Source organism: Bradyrhizobium sp. USDA 3315 (assembly GCF_054056795.1).
In genome coordinates this window covers 3,516,094-3,538,620 of record NZ_JBSRYP010000001.1, presented here as the reverse complement: position 1 = coordinate 3,538,620, position 22,527 = coordinate 3,516,094, and the positions used below count along the sequence as shown (strand labels likewise).

Genomic DNA, 22,527 nt, shown 5'->3' with positions numbered 1-22,527 from the left:
GTTAACGCTTGTCCCCTAGCGTGGCGCACAGGGCGGGCTGTTTCGCTTGGTCGATTGATATTCCGGGAAATTGTGGATGCCGCGTAAGTACATGTTTACTCGCGCAAATTTGTTCCGAGCCTCTGTCCGGCAGTACGGCAGTCGATGCCGGACGGCGACGACCGCAAGCGGCGCGCAAACAAGCGCGAAGAGGAGACCGGCGTTTACCAAGACTGCGTTCGTTAATCTTCGTTAACCAGGGTCCAATGTCGTGCCGAGAAGTGCAGGCAAGAGTAGTCAACGAACGCCGTGCCTGACCACTCGCGAAGTGGCGCCGGCGCATTCGGCTGGCAATTCCTCGCGTCTCAGTGGTAGCCGCCTATTGGGCGCCCTGGCCATCACAGCCACAATCGCGCTCGCTGGCTGCTCGACCATGCCGACCTCGGGACCGGCGAGCTCCTATGTCCGCGCGGGACAAACCGACCCTGAAAGCGTGCACTATGCTTTGGTGCGCCTGACGGCTGACACCGAGAGGGTCCTCGTGCGCAACTCGAGGCGGATCGACCGTGTTTTCACGGATCGCCGCGGCCCTCCCGAGATTCGTTTTGGCATCGGCGACACGGTCAGCGTGACGCTGTTCGAATCGATGGCCGGTGGCCTGTTTACTCCGACCGAAGCCGGCACGCGTCAGGGAAACTATGTCACGTTGCCCAATCAGGCCGTGAATTACAAAGGCAACATCACAGTTCCGTATGGTGGCTCGATCCGCGCTGCGGGCCGGACGCCGGAGGAAGTCCAGAATGCGATCGTGAAGTCTCTGCAGGACCGTGCGATCGAACCACAGGCAGTGGTTGCGCTGGTGGATCAGAAGGCAACGTCGATCAGCGTATTGGGCGAAGTCGGAACGCCTGCACGCTTGCCTGCAAGCGCCAGCGGCGAGCGGCTGCTCGACATCATCACACGCGCGGGCGGCCCCAAGAATCCCGGCTTCGATACCTGGGTGACCCTCGAACGCGACGGCCGGCAGGGTACCGCACCGTTCGGATCGCTGCTCAGCCAACCGGCAAACAACATCTTCGTTCGCCCCCAAGATACGGTCTACGTATTCACGCAGCCGCAAACCTTCCTCGCGATGGGCGCTTCCGGGCAACAGGGGCAGTTCTCGTTTGGAGCCTGGCGCCTGACACTGGCCGAGGCCATGGCGAAGGCGGGCGGCCTCAAGGATGATCACGCCGACCCTGGATCCGTGTTTATCTACCGAGGAGAGCCACGCGAAGTTGCCAAGCAGCTCGGCGTCGACTGCACTCGCTATAGCGGACCCCTTGTCCCCGTTATCTATATTCTCGATTTGAGAGATCCCGGCGGCTACTTCATCGCGACAGAATTCGAGATGCGGAATAAAGATGTCATCTTCGCGTCCAACGCAAATTCTGTCGAAGCGACAAAGTTCATGACTTACCTTCGGATGATCATCGGCACAGTGAGCGATCCAATCGTCGCCGGGATCGATGCCTACACGCTGAAGGGACTCGCCAACGGCAGCATCTCTGGCGCGACAACCATCGTTACGTCGTCCCGATGACGACAATTGGCCTGGCGGAATCGGCTCGCGCGGCAGGTATGCTGCCGGCAACCGAATCCGCCGAGGCAACAGTCCGCGACCGGTGGCCCCGCCTTCACGGACACATTCCTGCGCTCGACGGCGTGCGGGGACTTGCCATCGCAATGGTGATGCTACTGCACTTCGTCGGCAATACGTTGCCGACCAACGCTGTCGAGAAGATCGTCGTCGGAATCACCAACTACGGCTCCTATGGCGTCGAGTTGTTCTTCGTCCTGTCCGGCTTTCTCATCACCGGAATCCTCTATGATTCACGGGAGGAGCCGAACTTCTTCCGCAATTTCTATATACGGCGAGTGCTGCGCATTTTTCCGCTCTACTATGGCGTGCTCGCACTTGTCTTCTTCGTCGCTCCGCTTGTAAGCCCGCTGCGTGGTCCGACCCTCGACTATCTGATAGATCGTCAGGCTTGGGCCTGGCTGTACGGAGTCAACGTCTACATCGCATGGAACGGTGACTGGTCATTCTCATATCTGGAGCATCTCTGGTCGCTTTGCATCGAAGAACATTTCTATTTCTTCTGGCCGCTCGTCGTATATCTGGTCGCGAAGCAACCGAGAAAGTTGATTGCGGTCAGCCTCGGCCTATCGGTCGCTGCGATGCTCGCTCGCCTGGGCGGCTCCTTGGCCGGGCTTAGCTGGTGGACAACCTACGTGTTGACACCGTTTCGCCTGGACGGTCTGGCCCTTGGCGCCTTCCTCGCCGTGGTCGTCCGACAACCGGGCGGACTTCAGCGACTTGTAGGCGCCCTTCCATACGTTGCGACCACTGCATTTGGCTTGCTGTCCCTGACTTTCATCTGGACGCGCCTGGTGACCGACCAAGGCAACGCTTTCGTCCTTCCGGTTCGGTCTTCCATCATCACCGTGCTGTTGGCTTGTCTCCTCATCTGGGTGCTCGTTGCGCCAAGGCGTTCCTTGGTATCGCGCCTTTTCTGCAGCCGACCCTTCATGCTTCTCGGGACCTATAGCTACGGCCTGTACGTCTACCATCACTTTATATCGTACTATCTCGTGACTCACCGAACCGAACTGGCACTCGGCGAATGGCTTGGCTCTCACAGCGCAGCCGTGGCAATACAGGCGACAGCGGGCGCGCTCGTCTCGCTGCTAATCGCTTATCTGAGCTATGAGTTCGTCGAAAAGCGTTTCCTGGAACTGAAGCGGTTCTTCAGCGCTCGACGCCCCGTTGCTGCTGGCGACGCATTGGCGCCTTCTCATCCGTACCGCAACTGATGGCGAGTCTCGTTCGGTAGAAGCTCTCGAGAGCGCGAGCTGCTGAACTCCAGGCATACTTGCTTTCGGCCAATTGCCTTGCGGAACGTCCGAGATCCGCAGCACGATCGGCATCGCCCAGCAAGCCGCTGACACGGGCGGCAAAGCTCTCGACATCGTCCGCGATCATGATGTCACGATCCGGCACGGCCTCGATCCCCTCGGCGCCCAGGGTTGTCGAGACGATTGCCTTGCCCATCGCCATAGCCTCGACAATCTTGAGCCGTGTCCCGCCTCCCAATCGCAGAGGGACGACGACGACCGCCGCCTCGGCAAGATGCGGTCTCAGATCCGGCACGAAGCCGGTGAACTCGATTCGGGGACCTGCCAGCGCCAACAGGGCGGAGGGCGGCGAACCGCCAATGATCTTGCAACGCGCATCTGGATGGCTGGCCGCGATGCGCGGCCATATATCATTGATGAAGTGGATGACACCGTCGACATTCGGTGCATATGACAAAAGACCAAAGAACACGACAGTGCGCCCGTCGGGCTTCGGATCGTCGGCACGCGGGCGATAGAACTCGATGTCCGCGGCATTGGGAATGACAGTAGTCCTGGCTTCCGGCACTTCTTCAAGCAGCCGTCGTTCGTCAGTCGCGCTGCATAGATAGACGCCGTCTGCGTCACGATAGGTCCCGAGCTCCTCCTTCTGAAGCTTGCGCCAATTGACTTCGGAATAAAGGCGACGAAACAGGCTGTCGCCGCTTTGGGCGTACTGGCGGGCAAGGTCGTAGTCGATGTTGTGGGAATCCACGACCAATACCGGAAGCTTCTCTCCTGCCGGCGCCTTGCGCAGCTCGTAGTGACCAAGGAACGTGAACTCGAGATTAACCACGTCGAAGCGCGTCGACCCAAGCAAGCCGTCCAGCGTCTGACGCACGACGTCTGCCGTGATTCGCAAACGCTCGAAGCTGAGGGGCGACACCAGGGAGCGCAGTTGAAGCAAGCGCTTCGGCATCCCATCGCGACCGAACGGGTTACGCACGAGCACCACCTTGCGGCAATAGGCCTGCATGGCAGTTCGGCATTCGTCGATGTCGTGCTCGTCATCCACGAGCATGACTGCCGTCAGGTCATGGCGCTGAGCCAATTCCGTCATCAAACCGTGCATGCGTGCCTGCGCGCCGATCCGCGGCGGGCTCGCAGGCATCTGTGACACGAAGAGAATATTTAGGCGGTCTGAGTGCATCGATCCAAACCTGCCTGCCGACGTCGACAGGTACTGAGATGCTCGCTGGGGCCCACATTCACATAGCTCGGCTTACTCAATGCTTAAGCCGAAGCCTTGCGTTAATAGTTGCCTCGTTCCTCTTAACGAAACAATGATAGAAAGGCGGCGTGTCCATTTATCCGCTTGGATTTTCGACGTAAAAGCATTGCCGAAGCAGTCTTGGTAGGTTCTCCGCAACGTTACCTCATGCGGGCCAGCTCAAGCTCAAGCCGCGAAGGCGACGATTGAATGTGCGGTATCTCGGGTATCATCGGCCGGCTTGACGAAAACAACCGGGCCGCGCTCGCTCGGATGAGCAAGGCCATGATCCATCGCGGGCCGGACGGCCATGGCTCGTGGGCTTCAACGCCGGATGCCCGCGGCTGGGGTGTCATGCTTGATCACCGCCGCCTCTCGATCCTTGATCTGTCGTCCGCCGGCGCTCAACCGATGGTGGACGATACAACCGGGCACGTGATTTCGTTCAACGGCGAAATCTACAACTATGTCGCCCTGCGCAAACGCCTCGAGAGCGAAGGGCAGTCTTTTCGGTCCAGCGGCGACACCGCCGTCATGCTGCGGGCACTCGGCCTGCATGGCCTGGAGGCAGTTGGATGGCTGCGCGGCATGTTCGCATTTGCAAGCTGGGATCCGCAACAGCGACGACTTCTCCTTGCGCGCGACCAGCTCGGCATCAAGCCGCTCTATATCGCGCAGTCCAGCAATCCGAACACGACGTGGTCGCTGATATTTGCATCCGAATTGCGTGCATTGCTGGCCTCAGGCTTGCTCGGAACGCCGCGTCTTGATCCGCAGGCGGTTGCGAGCAACGTATGGAACGGGTTTGTTGTCGGCCCCTGCACCGCCGTTCAGGGCGTTGAACTTCTTGCGCCGGGTCACTACGCAGAGTTTGACGGGACAGGCCGTAGAATAAGCAAGCGCGATTTCTGGCGCATTCCCGGAGAGTCGCCAAAACCGACAATGGACGAAGCGACGCTTGCCTCGATCCTCGACGCAGGGATGAGGCTTCACCTCGCCAGCGATGTGCCGCTCGCCGTTTTCCTGTCGGGCGGCATCGATTCCTCCGCGATGGCAAATCTCGCGCAACGGACCGCTGACGCCCCGGTTCATACTTTCACGCTCGCGTTCGAGGACCAGCAGTTCAACGAAGCGCCGTTCGCAAGGCAGACCGCTGCGGCAATCGGCACTCAGCATCATGAGGTGGTGTTGTCCGAGCAGCGGTTCGTCGACAGTCTGGACGACGCCCTCGATAGTCTCGACCAGCCAACCTTCGATGGACTGAACGCCTATTTCATCTCCCGGGCTATTCGCGAAGCAGGCTTTACCGTCGCACTGTCGGGAACCGGGGGCGACGAGCTGTTCGGCGGGTATCCGACGTACCGCGATCTTCCGATCTTGCAGCAGTGGTGTCATCGGGGCCGCGCATTTCCCAGAAAATGGCAAGCCAGGGCTGCAGCTTTGTTGACTTGGCCCCTGCGACGATCCTCGCATCCCGTGCCGCCTCAAACGCGCTGGGCGAAGCTTCCGGATATGGTCGATCGTAGCGAGGATCTGCTGGCGTTATACCAGATGGCCTACGCGCTCTTCCTGCCTGGATTTCAGGGTGAATTGCTTGCACCGGATTTCGCGGGCGCGCTCATGGAAGGCCTTCCCGACGCGATGCGCCGGCGGCTGACGGCCGAAACGGCCGGCCGTACCCCTGTTTCCGCTATTAGCGTGATGGAACAACGTCTCTTTTTGGGTGAACGCCTCCTGCGCGACAATGATGCAGCAAGCATGGCCAGCTCGCTCGAGCAGCGCGTTCCGCTGGTCGACCACGTATTGTTTGAAAGCGTCGACGCCCTGTCGGACGAAGCGCGATATCAGCCCTTGGGGCGCAAAGAAATGCTTCGGCGGATCGGATTGCGCGGTCTCGATCCTGCGCTCTTCGAGCGCCCAAAGACCGGCTTCGTCATGCCCTTTGACCGGTGGATTCGCCGCGGATTGAAGGACGCCATGGATCGAACCATGCGCGATCCGCAGGCGATCGCACCCACCGGCCTGAATCCCGACGCGGTTGAGCGACTATGGCGAGCCTTTCTCGACGGAGCGCCCGGCATGTACTGGTCGCGGGTCTGGTCCATCTACACGTTTGTCCGTTGGTGCCATCGCAACGGCGTTTACGCATGAACAGCGGGTGCCTTCACCGGCTTTCTCGCCGCTCACTCTGACCATTCGTCCAATCGATAACGTCGAACTCGAGCCCTCGCTTCAACATCTCCGCCTCAAGATCGCGGGCATGCCGCTTCCATTCGGCCGTTGACCGGACTCGGAATTTGGGATCTTTGCCGCTTGCCTCGAATTCATCGTCGGCCTCGAGCGCGCCGCGGATAGCTTCGTATATCATCCTCAGACTGGGATCGGTGATGGCACTGCAGGCCATTGGTTTCAGTGTCTCGATCTCGTCGAAGTTTTTGCTCATGACAATGATCGATCCTCATCTACGCGCGCTAGCGCGCCTTCGATGACCTCGATCTCCTCGCGGAGGATAGCGCTCACGATCGACGGCTTGAACCCTGGGATGGTGTGCATCTGAACATCATCCAGCAATTGCTGACGATGGTGCCTCAGCTTTTCCAGGGCTTGGCGATCCTTCAACGAAACGTAGCCGGCAACAATCTGCTCGATGGCTTTCATCGGAAATGCGCTCTACAATAAGAATAACGTACTGCAATCTCTCGATTAAAATGGCCAAATCGCTTCCTGACAAGACCCCCACCTTTGTGCTCGTGCGGCAGCGTTAACGCTCAGTCCGTAAAAACCCGGATCTTCCACGAAATGATTCCGCCGCTTGTCGGAATCCGGCTGAAAGCGAAGAAGCCGGTTCGATTGTCCTTGTCGAGTTACTTCCACGCAACACGATGGGGAGGGTGCAGAAGAACCTGTCGTGCGACCGCTTCGCCGATATCTACTCGGCGCAGGTTCAGCAGCGAACCTGAAACGCGCTGCTGGACCCGCGCTGCGATACCCGTCGCGCGGCACCGCGGATCCTCAAAGATAGCAGCGATGCCGTGGACGGCGTTCCGTTCACCGGCTGCGAGCGATGTGTGTGTGTGACGCCGGTCAGGAGTGACGCGTAACGACGCCCGTTGGCGTGGCAAAGCCCTGGAGAGTCTTGATCCGCTTCTCGAGCCACCAGCCGAACTCGGGCGACCAATCTTCGAAACGGCTGTTGATGCCGAGATCGTGCGCCCAGTGGTGGGCGATGTTGGGATTGAACTGTGACTGCCGCCCGACGGCAATGAGGTCGGCCTGGCCCTTTTGAAGGATGGCCTCGGCCTGCTGCGCCTCGAGAATGATGCCGACGGCCATGGTGGTGACATCCGCATCCTTGCGCACGCGCTCGGCGAAAGGAACCTGGAAGCCGAGGCTGCGCGGCACTTGCGCTGCCGTAGCCGCGCCGGAGATTCCGCCGGAGGAACAGTCGACGACGTCGACGCCGCGCGCCTTCAGCTCGTGCGCGAAGGCGACCGTATCATCCATGTTCCAGCCCTCGACGGTGCCGTCGACGGACGAGACGCGCACGAACAGCGGCATGTCCGCCGGCATTTCGCGGCGCACCGCCTCGACGATCTCGAGCGGCAGACGCATGCGCCCGGCGCGGTCGCCGCCATACTCGTCATTACGTGTGTTGGAGACCGGCGACAGGAACGAGGCCAGCAGATAGCCGTGCGCGGTGTGGATCTCGATGGTGTCGAACCCGGCGGCAACCGCCCGCCTTGCAGCGGCTGCCCAGGTGCCGACCATGGCCTTGCACTCGGCGATGGTCAATTGCCGTGGCGTTAGCCAGCCCTTGGCGACCGGTTCGGCGGTCGGGCCGACCGGCTGCCAGATCCTGGCGCCGGCTTTCAGATTCTCTTCGGTCAGCGGCCCCATGCCTTGCATGGCGGACTGTGCCGACGACTTGCGGCCGCCATGGCCGATCTGAATGCCGATCGCCGTCCCCTGACGCTTCATGAAGGCGACCAGCGGCTTGAAGCTCTCGGCCTGCTCGTCATTCCAGATGCCGAGGTCGTTTTCGTTGGTGAGTCCGACTTCCTCCACCGCCGTCACTTCGACGAAGACGAGCCCGAAGCCGCCCAGCGCATAGCGACCAAGATGCACGAGATGAAACGCTCCGCAGGTATTTCCCGGTTCGCAGCTGTAATGGACCATCGGTGGCACGACGAGGCGGTTCTTCAGCGTAAGGCCTCGAATCGTGAGTGGCTGGAACAGCATCGGCCGCTCGTCATCCTTGCCGTTGATCATCTCACCACTCATGGAACTGTCTCCTTGCATGCTATGGCCGTCCGGTCGTGCCATGGACGGCAAGTCTTCAGGTACGTCTTGGGGGCCCCAGCGACGCGCGCGGAATGAACTCGTTGGGCACGAGCACGCGCCTCGGCTCGTGCGGACCGTCGTTTCGGATGCGATCGAGCAGCATGCCGGCCGCAATCCGGCCGACCTCCGCCTGATCCCAGCCGATGATGGCGACTGCCGGCGAGACGAGCTCGGCGAGCTCGGAATGGCCTGACGCGATCAGCGACACGTCCTCCGGTATCCGCAGGCCTCGCCCGCGCACCGCGCGCAGCACGCCCGACAACATGTCGATGCCGCCGGAAATGATCGCGGTCGGAGGGTTGCGCTGGCCGAGCAATGCCGAGGTGATACGAAATCCCGCGCCGGGCAGGAAGCTCCCGGCGTGAACGAGCGAAGGATCAGGCTCGAGATTTCGCGCGGCAAAAGCCTCCTGATAGCCGCGAACGCGTTCGCGCGCCGGATAGAGCCCGGCGTCGCCGGTGATCAGCGCCACGCGCCGGTGACCGAGATCCAGCAGATGACTGACCGCGACACGCATCCCTTCGGCGTGATCGGCCATAACGGCATCAGTCCAATCCGGCTGATCACGATCGATCAGCACGATCGGAATATCGAGATCGCGCAGGAAGGCCTCGAACTCTCCGGCGACCGGCGTGTATGGCCCCATCATTACGCCGTCGGCCTGCCGCCGCGACAGCCGGCTGAGCAGCTCTCGCTCACGCTCCTTGCGGCCTTCCGAGTTGGAGATGAGCAGCGAGAAGCCGACCTCGTCCAGCACGTCGTGCGCGGCTTTGACGAAGCCCGCGAGTTGCGGAATGTTGATCTCACGCAAGATGCAGCCGATCGTGTGGGTCGACCGGATGCGCATGCTCTGCGCCACCGCGTTCGGCGTATAGCCCAGATCATCGATTGCGCGCTGGACCTTCCGGCGGATGTCGGGATGGACGGTGGCATTGGCATTGAGCACCCGCGACACCGTGCCGGTCGATACGCCCGCTGCGGTCGCCACGTCGCGGATCGTCAATTTGCTTCCGCGACCTGCCGTTTGCTGTTCTGCCATCACCATCACCGGGGCTGAGACCTCAATCCCCTGTACAATACGCGGAAGCCAATTCGGCCGCAGGTGCTATCCGCCGGCCGAAGGCAAATGATTTGTGCATTTCTCCAACGTGATCCAAACGGCCTGGCCTCCCGTCCTTGTTCCGGAAACGATCAGATGGCGTCGGCTTCGACGATACTGCGGCTCATACTTCGAACGCCCACTGCTCCGCCACCAGGCTGTATCGCCCTGCCTCGCGCCGCATATGTCCGAACCCGGGGAAATGCAGATGCATGCCGCCGACCAGCATGTCGTCTGTGACCACCATATCGAACATCATCTGACGAGCGGCTGCGGCGGCCTCGGGGTCGGTGTCGAATTCCATCGTCACTTCCGGACGTGCAACCTGGATCTCCGGCACATGGACCGTGTCCCCCCAAACCACCATTGATTCGCCGCCGCGCGATACGACATAGGCGGCGTGGCCGGGGGTATGACCGTGGATCGGGATCGCCGTGACGCCCGGGAGCACCTCGCCCTTCCGGAAAGTCTTGACGCGATCGGCAGCCATATAGGGCTTCAGCTGGGTGCGGCCGGCCTCGAAATAGCGGCGCCGGGGCCGCTCGGCCGCCTTGGCCATCGCCTCGTCGTTGAACCAGTGATTGATCTCGTTCTCATGGACGATGACTTCCGCGTTGGGAAACAGCCGCGTTCCGGTTGCGGCATCTGTCAGCCCGTTGGAATGGTCGGGATGGACGTGAGTCAGCAGCACCGCGTCGACCGAGGCCGGATCGATGCCGGCGGCAGCGAGATTTGCCGGCAGACGGCCGCAGGTCGGCCCCATCAGATCCGCCGATCCGCAGTCGATCAGGTAGGTCCGGTTGTCCATGCGCACGGCAAAGGCGTTGACCGAGATGCGCGGCGGCGAGGTGCGATGATCGCGCGCCAGGATGGCCTTGGTTTCCTCCTCGGGGATATTGCGAAAGATCGTGTATCCCATGTCGACGTAACCGTCGCTGAGGCCGGTGACCAGCGCGTCGCCAAGCCTGCGGTGATAGACTCCTGCGACTTGCGTTGAGGGTGAAGTGCTCATTGTGCGTCCCCTTGCCAAAATCTTGCAACGATCGCTGGATCGTCGCGCCTGTGGTGCCAGCTCCGGCCCACGCCAAGTTGTGCCTTCGACCAGAGCCTGATCTGCATCAGCGCGTAGGCCCAGGTGACGGCAAACACGTCCATCACGGGAGCACCGGCGATGCGGTGGACGCCGTGACGAACCAGGAGTTCCGCCAGCACACCTTCCGCCGGAATGATGACGTCAGCGCCGCGCGCCACCAGGCGCTCGGCCGCGGCGGTGAAATTTGCGATGACCGGAGCCGGATCGACGTAAGCGCGCGCCAGTTGCGGCTCGTCGAGCGGCGGATCCATCGCCGCAACCTCCAGCACACGGGCGGCGAGCTTGTGCTTATCGACCGCAACCTTCGTCATCCACTGCACCGCCGGCGCATTGGAGATCAACGCCACATAGCTGCCGAGCGAGCAGCCGACCAGAAGACCACTCTCGGTCAGCGAGGCGACGGGAATATCCACCGCGGAGCGGATCTCGCGCAGAAACGGCTCGCTGAACGAACCGATCACGAAGGCATCATAACCCTGCCGCTCGGCGGTGATCGCATTGTCGATCACCCGGCTGAGAATGCGGTGATAGGCAAATGCATTGCCGAGCACCGCAGTGGCCGAAGCGCCGGCGTATGATCCGGACGGAAGCCCGTGGACGACGACCTCGGCGTCGTCGCCAAGGATTTCCGCCGCATGGGCCTCGAGCGCGCGCTTGTAGACTTCGAGATGATCGAGCTCGTTGACCGACTGGTGCCAGATGCGCGGCGTCGATCCCTTCCCAGGCATTGCCGCGCTCATGCGTCGCCCCGGTCGTTGGTCAGGCGAAGCGAGCGGATCGACCCGAGGTCCTCGATATTCCAGAGCTGCTCGAACAGCGCTGCGGCCTGGCCTTGCTTGAACACCCGGGTCGCGCATTCCATGAACTTATCCTGTAGTTCATCGCGCGAGAGCGGGCGCTGCCAGCTGCCCTTGGCATGAACCACCGGCGCGTGCTCAAGCACTTCGCCCGACGTCAACACGACGCTGACGCGGTCGGCCGGCGCGAACGGCTGGTCGCCCGGCATGATCTCGTCCGTCGTCGTGCAGCGGACCTTGGCGAAGGTAGCGCCGACATCCGGCCGCGAGACGAACTCATCGGTGAGCTCGGACAGCCCGACGCGGCCGGCGATCAGCGCGGCGGTCATCGCGAATTCCATGCTGAACTTGGCCTCGAGACCGGTCTGCGGATTGGTGTTGCGCAACATCAGCCTTTGGGTGACGCCGGTGTGGACCCGAATTTCCTTCACGTCGTCGGGCTTGAGCTTGTGCGCATTCACCAGGCCAATCATCGCGTCGATCGAACGATGGGTCGCATAGCAGGTCGGATAGCGCTTCACATTGATGCCGAGATCGGCAAGCCGCCAGTTGCGGCCGATATCGATCGTGCCGTTTTCGATATCCGGCGTGCCCGATGGCGAATGGGCGCGCAGGAAGCCGGTTTGGTGTTCGAGCACATCCAGCGATGCGGTAAATCCCTGATCGGCGAGGCGCGCGGCAAGCACGCCGGATTGGGCGGTGCGGCCGGCATGCAGCGATTTGGTCATGGTGCCGAAATTGGCGACCAGTCCGGAGGCGAGCGAGGCGGCGATCGCGATGGCATGCGCGGTCTTCGTGGAGTCGAGATTGCGCAGCCGCGCACAGGCGGCCGCGGTGGCGAGCGCGCCCATCACGGCCGTCGGATGAAAGCCGCGCTCATGGAGGTGACCGGGCTCCAGCGCAATGACCTGCGCCCAGACTTCGTAGCCCGCGGCATAGGCGGCGAGCGCGTCGGCACCGCTGGAGTCGAGCGACCAGCCTTCGGCCAGGATGGCCGGCACCAGCACGGTGCTCGGATGTCCGGCGAGCGCCACGTCGTCATAGTCGAGCACGTGCGCTGCGACACCGTTGACGAGCGCAGCATCCGGCGCCGCGAGATTGCGGCCCGACGGAACCTCGGGTGCGCCGTCGTTCTGGGTGGACGCGGCCACCATCGCCGACACGATCCGCACCGGCTGCTCGGCGGCACCAGCGATCATGACGCCGACGCAGTCGATGATGCCGGTCCGCGCCGCCTCGCGGCAGCGGCCGGACAGATCGGACAGCTTGAGGCCGGCTACAAAATTGGCCGTCTGACGCGTGATATCCAGCATGGGTCGTCTCCTCAGTAGGAACGCGGAAGACCGAGCACGTGCTGCGCCACATAGGCCAGCACCATGTTGGTCGAGATCGGGGCTGTCTGGTAAAGACGGACCTCACGCCATTTGCGCTCGACGTCGTATTCCTGCGCAAAGGCGAAGCCGCCATGGGTCTGGAATGTCGTATCGGCCGCTTTCCAGGTGGCCTCCGACGCCAGCAGCTTGGCGATGTTGGCGTCTGCTCCGCAGGGCTGCCCGGCCTGGAACAGCGCGGCGGCACGGCGGCACATCATGTCGGCGGCTTCGAGTTCGGCGTAGGCGCGCGCCAGTGGAAACTGGATGCCCTGATTCTGGCCGATCGATCGTCCGAAGACGCGCCGCTCATTGGCATAGGCGACGCCCTTGCCGAGAAGCCAGCGTCCGTCGCCCACACATTCGGAGGCGACCAGGATTCGTTCGGCGTTCATGCCGTCGAGGATGTAGCGAAAGCCCTTGCCTTCCTCCCCGATGAGATTGGCGACCGGCACTTTCAGGTTCTCGATGAACACCTCTGTCGTATTGTGATTGACCATCGCCTTGATCGGGCGGATTTCGACGCCGTTGCCCTTGGCCTCACGCAAGTCGACGAGGAACACCGAAAGTCCGTCGGTGCGCCGCTTCACCTGATCGACCGGACTGGTGCGCGCCAGCAGCAGCATCAGGTCGGAGTGCAGCGCCCGCGACGTCCAGACCTTCTGGCCGTTGACGACATAGACGTCCCCCTGACGCTCGGCGCGGGTCTTGAGCTGGGTGGTATCGGAGCCGGTATTGGGCTCGGTTACGCCAAAGGCCTGCAGCCGCAGCCGTCCCGCCGCGATTTCCGGCAGGTAGGTCCGCTTCTGGGTCTCGTTGCCGTGACGGAGCAACGTACCCATGATGTACATCTGGGCATGCGCGGGACTGGCGCTGCAGCCGTTCGCATTGATCTCTTCGAGGATCACTGCCGCCGCACGCAGCGGCAGGCCCGAACCGCCATATTCCTCCGGGATCAGCGCGCCGAGGAATCCCGCCTCCGTCAACGCCGCGACGAATTCGGTCGGATAGGCGCTTTGATCGTCGAGCTTGCGCCAGTATTCGCCCGGAAAGCCCTTGCAGATCTGCCGCACCGTGTTGCGCAGGTCGGAGAAATCCTCGCCCAACGTGACGGTGACCTCCATGTCGGCGGTTTGGGCGGCGTCGTGATAGTTCATGTCATATCCTTTCAGGCGGCGGCGCTGGCCGACACGCGGAACGTTTTGGGCAGGCCGGCGCGGGCGATCGCGCCGGAGAACCGTTCGCCGGGCAGCCAGCTCTCGACCTCGCGTCGCAAGGCAACCAGCCGCTCGACATCGGCGCCGGTATCGAAACCAAGTTGCTCGAGCAGGAAGACGGTATCCTCGGTGTCGATGTTGCCGGTGGCGCCGGGTGCGAACGGACAGCCGCCGAGTCCGGCGAGGGATGCGTCGAAGGCGCGTACACCCGCATCCAGTGCCGCCGTCACATTGGCGAGACCGAGACCGCGCGTGTCGTGGAAGTGGCAGGCGACCGGCAGTGGACGCACCGCTGCGATCACCGCGCCCATCAGGCGGCGAACCTGACCCGGATCGCCATAGCCGACCGTATCGGCGACGATGATCTCGTCGGCGCCCATCCCGGCGAGCCGCACCGCGATCTCGACCACTCGTGCCTCCGATACCGCCCCCGAGATGGTGCAGCCGAACGCGGTCGCGATGCCCGCACCAAGTCCGATTCGTGCTCCGGGGCGCTGATCGCGCTCCGCGGCGATGCGCGCGAAGTCCTGCAGCGACTCCTCGGTGCTGCGGCGAACATTGGCCTGGTTGTGCTCCTCGCTCGCCGACAGCACGTAGTTGACGATTGGCACACCGAGCGCGAAGGCGCGCTCGGCCCCCTTCAGATTCGGAACCAGAACCGAGGGCCGCAAGCCCGGCATTGTCAGCGCGCCGCGGGCCACCTCCTCCGCGTCGGCAAATTGCGGGATCACCTTGGACGGCACGAATGAGGTCACCTCGATCTCGCGGATTCCGGCCTCCACCGCGCCACGGCACCAGGCCAGCTTGCGCGCGCTCGGCAAGATGGTTTTGACCATCTGAATGCCGTCGCGGGGTCCGACCTCGCGAACATGAGCTTTCTCACGCATTTCGCGCCTCCTTCTACTTGCCTTGAAAGTTGGGTTTGCGGCGCTCGTTGAACGCCAGCACGCCTTCGCGCCGGTCCGCGGTCGGGACCAGACGGTTGTAGGCCTCGATCTCGAAGGCGAGGCCATCGGCGAGCGACATCTGCAAACCGCGATGGATCGCCTGCTTGGCCTGGCGCACCGAGATCGGGCCATTGGCAGCGATGCGATGGGCGATGGCGAAGGTCGCCTCCAGCAGCTCCCCTGGCGGCAGCACCCGATTGACCAGCCCCCACTGCTCGGCCTCGGCAGCCGAGAACGGCTGCCCGGACAGGATCAATTCCTTGGCGCGGCGCTCGCCGACGGCGCGCGGCAGATTCTGCGTGCCGCCGCCACCCGGCATGATGCCGAGCGTCACTTCGGTCAGCGCGAAGCGTGCATTGGTCGAGGCGTAGACGAAGTCGAGCGCCGCGGCGATCTCGCAGCCGCCGCCATAGGCCGCACCATTGATCGCGCCGATCACGGGAATCGGACAGCCCAGCAGAGCGCGCAGCATGCGCTCGAAGACCAGATGCTGCGCCTGCCAAGCCTCGTCCGTCATGCCGTTGCGCTGCTTCAGATCGCCCCCGGCGCAGAACGCCTTGTCGCCGTGTCCGGTCAGGATCACCGCGCGCAACCCCTCGATGTCGGTCGAGAAGCCCTCGAACAGTTCCACCAGATCGAGGCCCATCTGGGTGTTCATCGCATTGGATGCTTCCGGCCGGTGCAACGTCACCAGCAGGATATCGCCATCACGCCGTTCGACCTTGATGGTCTGGAAATCAGTTCGCATTGATGGCTCCCTTGCTCGCAGGCTTTCGAAGAATGGCATTGTGCTGGCCGAGCGCCGGCGCAGCGGTGCGTGCGCGCGGTCGCGTACCGTCGAAGGCAAGCGGAACGCCGACAAGATCGATATCGTCGCCAGCACATCGCACCATCATGTCGAGGGCGCGGGTTTGCGGATGCTCCGCAACCTGATCGGTGGTCAGCAGCGGTGCATTGGGAACCCCGGCGCCGTCGAGAATGCCGCCAAGCGCATCGGCCGTATACTTACGCACCGCGGCCGCGATTTGCGGGATCAGTCGTTCGCGGTTGACGACCCTTGCCGCGTTGGTCGCGAAGTCAGGATCGCGCGCAAGCGCCTCGAGACTCAATGCCACGCACAGCTTGCGGAACAGATTGTCGTTGCCGGCGGCAATCATCAGCCATCCGTCGGACGCCTCAAATGCCTGATAGGGCGCGATTTCCGCGGTGCCCGATCCATAGGGCTTGCGCACCTCACCTGACGCCGCATAGCCGGCCAGCGGAACGGTCATCCACGCGAGCCCGGTCTCGTAAAGCGAGGTCGCAACGCTGCGGCCCTGACCGCCCTTGTTGCGCGCCACCAACGCGGCGAGCATGCCGATCACTGCCCACATGCCGGAGCCCATGTCGACCAGCGAGACGCCGACACGCACCGGCGGCCGGCCGCCCTCGCCGGTGACGCTCATGATGCCGGTGCTGGCCTGGGCGAGCGGATCGTAGCCGGGCTTGCTAGCGAGCGGCCCCTTGGCGCCGAACGCGCCGATGTCGCACCAGATCAGCGATGGCTTCGCGGCGCTGAGCGCATCCGCGGTGAGACCAAACTTGTCCAGAATGCCAGGCCGCAGATTCTGGATGACGGCATCGGCCTCGTTCAGGATCAGCGACTTCAGCCTCTCGCAATCCTCCGCTGCGCCGAAATCGACGGTGATGCCTTCCTTGCCGCGATTGAGACTATGGAACACACTTGCCGTTCCGTTCCAGAACGGCGGCCCCCAGCCACGCGCATAATCGCCGCTCTTGGGATTTTCGACCTTGATCACACGGGCGCCGAGATCGGCCAGAATCAATCCGGCATAGGGGGCGGCCACGCTGTGTCCGAGTTCAATCACGGTGATACCAGCGAGCGGCTTGTCAACGTCCATCAAATCCTCCCGGCTGCCGCAAGGGCCGCCGCCGTTCCTGTTGTCATCAATCGATTCATCATGTCGAGCGGCGTCGCTTTCACGACTTGTCCTGCGCATTGTCGGCAACCAGCACCGCGCCGTTGACGAAGCTCGCGCGGTCGGACAGCGCGAAGACGATCAAATTGGCGAGTTCCTCCGGCGTGCCCCAGCGCGTGTTGCGCATCGAGTTATTTTCCGACCAGCGCTTGCGTTCGGCTTCCGCCTCCTCTTCGCCCAGATTGCGCTTGGCGAGCTCACGCTCCCATTTTGCAAAACGTTCCGGAGTATTGACGAAACCGGGAACGACGCAGTTGACGCGAATGTTGTGCGGCCCGAATTCGTTGGCGAGAATCTTGGAGAAGCGGATTTCGGCCGACTTGGCCGGACCGGTGCATGACGACAGGAACGGCGGCATCGTCACCATGATCCCGGTTTCGCCCGACACGTTGACGATGCTGCCGCCGTTCTGCTCGATCATGATCGGGATGATGCGCTGACAGATACGGAACTGAGCGAAGAAATTGATCGCCATGCCGTACTGCAATTCCTCGTCGGTGACTTCGAGGAACGGCTTGTAGGTGCCGGTGCCGGCATTGTTGACCAGGATGTCGATGCGGCCGAGCCGGTCGCGGGCGACCGCCGGCAGCCGCTCGATCTGCTTCAGATCGGTCACATCAAGCGACAGCGTTTCGACCTTGACGCCGGTGCTCCGCTCGACGTCAGAACGACATTCGGCCAGCGCGTCCTCGCGGCGCGCGCAGACCAGAACCTTGACACCCTCCTCCGCCAGCAGGCGTACGGTCTCGAGACCAATGCCCTTGCTGCCGCCGGTGATGATCGCAGTCTTGCCTTCAAGTCCAAGTTTCATTTGATCGCATCCCTTTGAGATCGGGTCAGGCGGTCGAGCAGCCTGCGCACAGGCATCGATCCGCCGCTACGTGCCGAGGCGAAAACCTCGGCCGCAAGGCTGGCGCCTTCGCCGGCCGGAATTCCGGTGCCGGCCAGGCGGCTGTCAAAAACCTCTATGGCGCGGGCTTCGTCCTGGAACACCAGAACCTTGGGCGCCTCGCGCGCGGTCCGGCGAAGACGCCCACCATTTTCCATCTCCAACTCGACGGTCGCGTCGAGATGGGTACCGATCGCGTCCGGCTCGACGATCGTCTTTTCGACGAGTGTCATGATCTCCCGGTCCTGGCGATGCTCGACGCCCATCTCGTAGTCGAGGCGGCCGTAGCGCAGTATGGCGGCGACCGCAAAGGCGGTGCTGGCCTGGGTCTGCACCGTCCGCGTGAACGGCCCCTTGAAGGACGTTCCCGGATATTGCGTATAGGGCTCCCAGATCGTCACGGTGATCCGCTTCACCTGCGACAGATCGATGCCGTCGCGATGAAGCATATGCGCCGCCAGCACCGCCGACATGTTGTCGCCCAGGGTTGCGAACGGTTTTGCCATGATGCCGATCATCGTCGCGACATCGGGGCCTCGCTGCCATTGTTCTGGCGTGCGATCGAGGCCGGCAAGCGACCGCAACAATCCCTTCGGTCCTTCCAGCGCATCGGGCGCCCCCTGGACGCCGCGCGCCGCAAGCTCCGCGGCCACCAGCCCACCCTGGGCGGCGCGCCCGTTCTGTACGCGCCATTCGTCGGAGCCGCAGCGCACCGGCTCCAGCGTTCCGCCGGTCGTGCAGGCCGCGATTGCAACCGCGCTGGTGGACCTCGGTGGATCGAGTGCAAGTGCGGCGGCGGCCGCCGCAGCGGAGCCGATCGTGCCGAAGGTCGGGCTGGTCCGCACGCCCCGGCCGATCAGGCCGCGGGCAACGACTTCACCCGCACCAAGCCATTTGAGCGCGGAATAGCCGACCGTGAGAGCGGTCAATACGGTGCGCAGCGGCGCATCCAGCGTTTCGCCAAGCGACACCGCGACCGGCGCAATCAGGGATCCCGGGTGCGTCCATGAATCGTGGTCGGTGTCGTCCTGAAAATGGGCGTGAACGGCAATGCCGTTGGCGAGAACCGCCTCGGACAGCGCGGCGTGTTTGCCGCTCGCCCAGATGCGCGCGGTGCGCGGTCCAGGCAGCACCTCCGCGGACATCGCGCGCGCGGCCGCGGCCGTCGGCTCGTGTCGCGCCGCGAGCGCGAGCCCCAGCGCGTCCAGCAGGCAAATGGCTGCCTTCGTGGCGACATCCGGGGACAGTTCGCTCGCCGACGTCGTTGCGGCGAAGGTCCCGAGCAGCGCAGTGGCGTTCAAAGTAGCGGACATCACAAATACTCCTCGGCAAGCGCAACGTCGCGAATTTCGGCGACGGTGCCGCTCCGCCTGACCTCGCCACCGCGCATCACGTAGCCGCGTGTGGCAAGCTTGAGCGCCGGACGCGCCATCTGCTCGGTCATGAGAATGGTCGTGCCGCGCTGTTGCATATGGCGGATCGCCTCGCTGATCTGCGCGATCCACACCGGCGCGAGCCCGAGGAAGGGTTCATCCAGCAGCAGCAGCTTGGGAAACGAACTCATGGCGCGCGCCAAGGCGACGATCTGCTGTTGTCCCCCCGACAATTGTCCGGCCGGCTGGCTGGCGCGCTCCTTCAGGATCGGAAAGATGCCACAAAGCCAGGCCCAGGCTTGGCGCTGGCTCGCTCCGCCGTGCCAGCAGGCGCCGCTCAGGACGTTGTCAGCGACCGACATGGTCGGGAACACGCGGCGCCCTTCGGGCGAATACCCAATTCCGGCCCGCGCGCGCCCATCGCAGGATACGGCACTGAGATCATGGCCCGCGAAGCGCACGCTGCCATGCGAGGCCTGGACCAGACCGATGATGGCGTTGATCAGGCTCGACTTGCCGGCACCATTGGCGCCGATCAGCAGGACCGTCTCGCCCTCGGCGACGTCGATCGAGACGCCGCTGATTGCCGTGATGCCGCCGTAGCGGACTTCGAGGTCTTTCACCGCCAGCATCAGGCCGCCTCCTCGTCCACTGTCCCGAGATAGGCGTCAATGACATCCTTGCGTGCCAGGACGTCGGCCGGAGCGCCCTCGGCCAGGACACGACCGGAATCGAGCACCAGTATTCTTGGACAGAGGCGGCGCACGAGATCCATGTCATGCTCGACGATCAGGACCCCGCAACCGAGCTCCGTCCTCACGTGGCGCACGAAAGTATCGACCCGCAGGCGCTCCCGCCGCTCGAGACCGGCCGCCGGCTCGTCGAGCAGGAGGACTTTCGGCCGGGCGGCGCAAGCCAGAATAAGGCCGAGCATCTTCTGGAGCCCGTACGGCAGCTTGTCGCTCTGCTCGTCGAGCTGCGGTTCGAGCTCGAACTCGTCGATCAGCGGCGCGACGCTGTCCCATCCGGGCCCACTGCCGCTGAAGCGAAGGGCCCTCGAAATGTTCTCGCGGACCGATGCCGTACGGAAGGTGTTGGTCTGTTGGAAGCTGCGGATAATTCCCATGCGACTGACGGCATGCAGCGGCTTGCCGGTCATATCCTTGCCGTCGAGCCGCACCCGGCCGATGGTCGGCGGCAGCATGCCGCAAATGACGTTGATGAGCGTGGTCTTGCCGGCGCCGTTCGGCCCTATGACGCCAAGGACGTCGCCCGGCGGGATGGCGAAGCTGACATTGTCGAAGACATGCAGCCCGCCGAAACGCTTGGAGATGGCTGCGACCTCGAGCAGCGCGCCGCCGTCGGTCCGTCCGGTGCGTTCAGCCGTCATTGCAGGGGCTCCATCGCATTGGGCACACTCAGCGTCGGCGACGAGGCGACGGTGGAAGACCGCGACGGCGACGGCGGCGAAAACACGCGGACGCCGAGGCGATGGATCGTCCCGACGACGCCCTCGCGCGCGACCAGCACCACCACCACGATCAGGAAGCCGAACAGGAACTGGGAATACTCCCCGCGCAATGCGAAGACGTCTCCCGCCCAGATCAGCAGGGCGCCACCGACAACCGGGCCAAGCATGCTGCTCTTCCCACCGATGATCGCATAGGCAATGTAGTTGACCGATGACAGCGCGCTGAACGAGGTCGGATGGGCCGTGAGCAGCATGTTGACGAGGGCGAAGCCGGCGAGCCCGGATACGCCCGCGGCGATGGCGAAGCCGAACGCCTTGTAGTGCCAGACGACGAGACCAAGACTCTGGGCGAGCAGTTCGTTCTCCTCGATCGCCGCGAAATGCTGGCGCAGCGTGCGGGTCACCGCAGCGGTGACGATAGCGCCGGCGAGCGCCAGCCCGATCGTGACCTGCAGCACCGCGCGGTTGTCGGCGAGCTCCAGCCCGAACAGCGTCACGGCCGGCATCCCGACCAGTCCATTGGACCCGCCGGTCCACCCCGGCGTTTCAAACAGCAACAGTTGCGTGATCTCTGTGAGGACGAACGTAACCAGCACGAAATAGACACCGGTCAGACGGAGCACCAGCGCGCCGAGCGGCAGCGCAAACAGCGCCGGCACCACGAAGCTCGCAAGCCCCAGCAGCAGCACATCGGTCACGCCGTGACGAAGCCCCAGGATCGCGACGGTGTAACCGCCGATCGCCATGAAGGTCGGCACCGCGAAGGTCATCAGATTCATGCGCAGCATGATGTAGACGCTGAACGCGGCCGTAATCGCGATCAGCATCTGGTTGGCCAGCGAATAGACCATCGGGTTCTGGCTGAGCCAGGGAACTACGAAAGCGGCCGCGATGACCACGACGCTTGCTGCCTCGGCCAGGTCGCCGCGCTTGGAAAGGGTGCGGGCTGTCATGTGCTCAAGCTCCCCGAACCCGGTGACCGAACAGACCCGATGGCTTGACGACCAGCATGACCAGGACGAGCACGAACAGCGCGAGTGCGCCCTTCGAGCCACCGAGATAGACCGCAGAGAACGCCTCCGCCATGCCGACGATGAAAGCCGCGACTGTCGCACCACCGACGCTACCGAGACCGCCGAGAATGACGATCAGGAAGGACGTCGCCAGCACAGGATCGCCGATATGCGGCGCGAGCGACAGGATCGGTGTGACCAGCGCGCCGGTGAGGCCGGCGAGCCCCGTCGCCAGGGCGAAGGCGGCCGGGAACAGAATCGCGGGACGCAGTCCCTGCGCCGTCGCCACCGCGCGGTCATCGGCCAGCGCACGCAACGCGCGGCCGAAATCGGTGTAATAGATCAGGCCGTAGATCGACAGGATTCCGACGATGCAGACGCCCAGCACCACGAGATTCTCGATCGGCACAAAGAAGCCATGGCCGTGAATGACACCGGTCAATGGAAAGGCGAAGGCCGGAGATTGCGGTCCGAACACCACCAATATGCCGCTCGACATCATCAAATAGAGGCCGAGCGTCAGCATCAGCGTCGCCAGATGATCGTCGATCACGCGATCCAGTACGAAGCGTTCGAACAAGAATCCGAGCAGCGTGGTGCCCAGCGCCGCGCAGATCACCGCCAGCGCGTAGGGCATGCCAAGATAGGTCACCGCAGAATAGGCGAGATATCCTCCGAGAACGTAGAAGCCGCCATGCGCGAAGTTGACGACTCCCAGAATGCCGAAGATCAGGGTGAAGCCGAGGGCGAGCAGCGCGTACTGCGCACCCAGGCTGATGCCGATGAGGCAGGTGGCGACAAAACCTTGCACG

General features: G+C 63.3%; 21 protein-coding genes. 3 read left to right on the top strand and 18 right to left on the bottom strand.

The annotated features are described in order from the left end of the window. Positions 1-412: 412 nt before the first annotated feature. Positions 413-1,561: a polysaccharide biosynthesis/export family protein gene (locus tag ACVIYL_RS16300; RefSeq protein WP_307720388.1), complete on the top strand. Its 1,149-nt coding sequence runs from the start codon at positions 413-415 to the stop codon at positions 1,559-1,561. Further along, the gene (locus ACVIYL_RS16295) at positions 1,558-2,835 is read left to right on the top strand and encodes an acyltransferase family protein (protein WP_456779137.1); all 1,278 of its coding nucleotides are present in this window, start codon (positions 1,558-1,560) and stop codon (positions 2,833-2,835) included. Before ACVIYL_RS16300 ends, ACVIYL_RS16295 begins: the two co-directional genes overlap by 4 nt. Here the strand turns inward: ACVIYL_RS16295 and ACVIYL_RS16290 are convergent. Further along, positions 2,771-4,066, bottom strand: a complete 1,296-nt coding sequence (locus tag ACVIYL_RS16290; RefSeq protein WP_456779136.1) for a glycosyltransferase family 4 protein — start codon at positions 4,064-4,066, stop codon at positions 2,771-2,773. The genes ACVIYL_RS16295 and ACVIYL_RS16290 overlap by 65 nt on opposite strands. Positions 4,067-4,336: 270 nt before the next feature. Between ACVIYL_RS16290 and asnB the strand changes: the two genes are divergently transcribed. Next, positions 4,337-6,277 carry an asparagine synthase (glutamine-hydrolyzing) gene (asnB, locus tag ACVIYL_RS16285; RefSeq protein ID WP_456779135.1) on the top strand — a complete coding sequence of 647 codons (1,941 nt, stop codon included), beginning with the start codon at positions 4,337-4,339 and terminating at the stop codon, positions 6,275-6,277. Between the two features lie 13 nt (positions 6,278-6,290). Here the strand turns inward: asnB and ACVIYL_RS16280 are convergent, their stop codons facing one another. The 17 genes from ACVIYL_RS16280 to ACVIYL_RS16200 all read right to left on the bottom strand — a co-directional run bounded on the left by ACVIYL_RS16280 (position 6,291) and on the right by ACVIYL_RS16200 (position 22,526). Then, a complete protein-coding gene (locus ACVIYL_RS16280) occupies positions 6,291-6,569 on the bottom strand; it encodes a hypothetical protein (RefSeq protein WP_253606956.1) in 279 nt (92 codons plus the stop codon). Next, positions 6,566-6,784: a hypothetical protein gene (locus ACVIYL_RS16275; protein ID WP_456779134.1), complete on the bottom strand. Its 219-nt coding sequence runs from the start codon at positions 6,782-6,784 to the stop codon at positions 6,566-6,568. The genes ACVIYL_RS16280 and ACVIYL_RS16275 overlap by 4 nt, the downstream gene beginning before the upstream one ends. A gap of 426 nt (positions 6,785-7,210) precedes the next feature. Next, complete coding sequence (locus ACVIYL_RS16270) at positions 7,211-8,407, bottom strand: NADH:flavin oxidoreductase/NADH oxidase (RefSeq protein ID WP_456779133.1); 1,197 nt, start codon at positions 8,405-8,407, stop codon at positions 7,211-7,213. 55 nt (positions 8,408-8,462) lie between these two features. Then, a complete protein-coding gene (locus tag ACVIYL_RS16265) occupies positions 8,463-9,470 on the bottom strand; it encodes a LacI family DNA-binding transcriptional regulator (protein ID WP_225158765.1) in 1,008 nt (335 codons plus the stop codon). Between the two features lie 220 nt (positions 9,471-9,690). Then, a complete protein-coding gene (locus tag ACVIYL_RS16260; protein ID WP_225158766.1) occupies positions 9,691-10,578 on the bottom strand; it encodes an MBL fold metallo-hydrolase in 888 nt (295 codons plus the stop codon). Further along, positions 10,575-11,387: an aspartate/glutamate racemase family protein gene (locus tag ACVIYL_RS16255; RefSeq protein WP_225158767.1), complete on the bottom strand. Its 813-nt coding sequence runs from the start codon at positions 11,385-11,387 to the stop codon at positions 10,575-10,577. The genes ACVIYL_RS16260 and ACVIYL_RS16255 overlap by 4 nt, the downstream gene beginning before the upstream one ends. An 8-nt stretch (positions 11,388-11,395) precedes the next feature. Further along, a complete protein-coding gene (locus ACVIYL_RS16250; RefSeq protein ID WP_310881537.1) occupies positions 11,396-12,769 on the bottom strand; it encodes an MmgE/PrpD family protein in 1,374 nt (457 codons plus the stop codon). Between the two features lie 11 nt (positions 12,770-12,780). Continuing rightward, positions 12,781-13,983: an acyl-CoA dehydrogenase family protein gene (locus ACVIYL_RS16245; protein ID WP_456779132.1), complete on the bottom strand. Its 1,203-nt coding sequence runs from the start codon at positions 13,981-13,983 to the stop codon at positions 12,781-12,783. Positions 13,984-13,994: 11 nt separating this feature from the next. Then, positions 13,995-14,930 (bottom strand): hydroxymethylglutaryl-CoA lyase, encoded by a 936-nt coding sequence (locus ACVIYL_RS16240; RefSeq protein ID WP_456779131.1) that lies wholly within the window; start codon positions 14,928-14,930, stop codon positions 13,995-13,997. A gap of 13 nt (positions 14,931-14,943) precedes the next feature. Then, positions 14,944-15,738 (bottom strand): enoyl-CoA hydratase/isomerase family protein, encoded by a 795-nt coding sequence (locus ACVIYL_RS16235; RefSeq protein ID WP_057017381.1) that lies wholly within the window; start codon positions 15,736-15,738, stop codon positions 14,944-14,946. Then, complete coding sequence (locus tag ACVIYL_RS16230) at positions 15,728-16,891, bottom strand: CaiB/BaiF CoA transferase family protein (protein ID WP_456779130.1); 1,164 nt, start codon at positions 16,889-16,891, stop codon at positions 15,728-15,730. Before ACVIYL_RS16230 ends, ACVIYL_RS16235 begins: the two co-directional genes overlap by 11 nt. Before the next feature lie 79 nt (positions 16,892-16,970). After that, complete coding sequence (locus tag ACVIYL_RS16225) at positions 16,971-17,780, bottom strand: SDR family NAD(P)-dependent oxidoreductase (RefSeq protein WP_456779129.1); 810 nt, start codon at positions 17,778-17,780, stop codon at positions 16,971-16,973. Further along, complete coding sequence (locus tag ACVIYL_RS16220) at positions 17,777-19,171, bottom strand: MmgE/PrpD family protein (RefSeq protein WP_456779128.1); 1,395 nt, start codon at positions 19,169-19,171, stop codon at positions 17,777-17,779. Before ACVIYL_RS16220 ends, ACVIYL_RS16225 begins: the two co-directional genes overlap by 4 nt. Further along, positions 19,171-19,863, bottom strand: a complete 693-nt coding sequence (locus ACVIYL_RS16215) for an ABC transporter ATP-binding protein (protein WP_456779127.1) — start codon at positions 19,861-19,863, stop codon at positions 19,171-19,173. Before ACVIYL_RS16215 ends, ACVIYL_RS16220 begins: the two co-directional genes overlap by 1 nt. After that, on the bottom strand, positions 19,863-20,621 hold the full coding sequence (locus ACVIYL_RS16210) for an ABC transporter ATP-binding protein (protein ID WP_456779126.1): 759 nt from the start codon (positions 20,619-20,621) through the stop codon (positions 19,863-19,865). Before ACVIYL_RS16210 ends, ACVIYL_RS16215 begins: the two co-directional genes overlap by 1 nt. After that, positions 20,618-21,655: a branched-chain amino acid ABC transporter permease gene (locus tag ACVIYL_RS16205; protein WP_028333423.1), complete on the bottom strand. Its 1,038-nt coding sequence runs from the start codon at positions 21,653-21,655 to the stop codon at positions 20,618-20,620. Before ACVIYL_RS16205 ends, ACVIYL_RS16210 begins: the two co-directional genes overlap by 4 nt. Before the next feature lie 4 nt (positions 21,656-21,659). Then, a complete protein-coding gene (locus tag ACVIYL_RS16200) occupies positions 21,660-22,526 on the bottom strand; it encodes a branched-chain amino acid ABC transporter permease (protein ID WP_028333424.1) in 867 nt (288 codons plus the stop codon). Between the last annotated feature and the right edge of the window lies 1 nt (position 22,527).